Below are 444 nucleotides of genomic sequence, written 5' to 3' on the forward strand. Positions count from 1 at the left end.
AAAAAGAGTCAGTAAGTTTTCTTCAAAGTATACTTAATTAAAGAAATTGGAAAAAGCCCTTCCATAATTGGAGGGTCTTTTAAATTGGCTAATTCATGATGTTTGATTAGTGTGGATTTAAAGGATTTATTTATTCACATATCAAAGAAATCTCTTCTATCCACTTATAAGCAAGACTTTTCAAAGCTCTACTAGTTTTAGTCCATGTTTCAATCCTCGTACTATACTCTGGATCACTACACATATTTGATACAGTTGTACTTCTTACATTAGCTTTCTTCGTAATTTCATTTTGAGTCAAACCCTTCTTATCAATCCATTTTCCAAACTTCCTGCATTGCATTTTTATCCCTAATCCGAACATACTTCCACTCCTAGACAAGTAGTTTTGCAAGGGGTTTAGCAAGAACACGTATATATGCACTCTTTTACTATTAAAAACTA

General features: G+C 32.0%; 1 protein-coding gene. It reads right to left on the minus strand.

The annotated features are described in order from the left end of the window. Positions 1–130: 130 nt before the first annotated feature. Complete coding sequence (locus FS935_RS23230) at positions 131–364, minus strand: transcriptional regulator (protein ID WP_240051012.1); 234 nt, start codon at positions 362–364, stop codon at positions 131–133. Positions 365–444: the final 80 nt, after the last annotated feature.

The organism is Metabacillus litoralis, assembly GCF_007994985.1.
Classification (GTDB): Bacteria; Bacillota; Bacilli; order Bacillales; family Bacillaceae; genus Metabacillus; species Metabacillus litoralis.

Coding starts and splice junctions, on each gene's coding strand:
- FS935_RS23230 (WP_240051012.1), bottom strand. CDS start 364: ATGTTCGGATTAGGGATAAAAATGCAATGCAGGAAGTTTGGAAAATGG.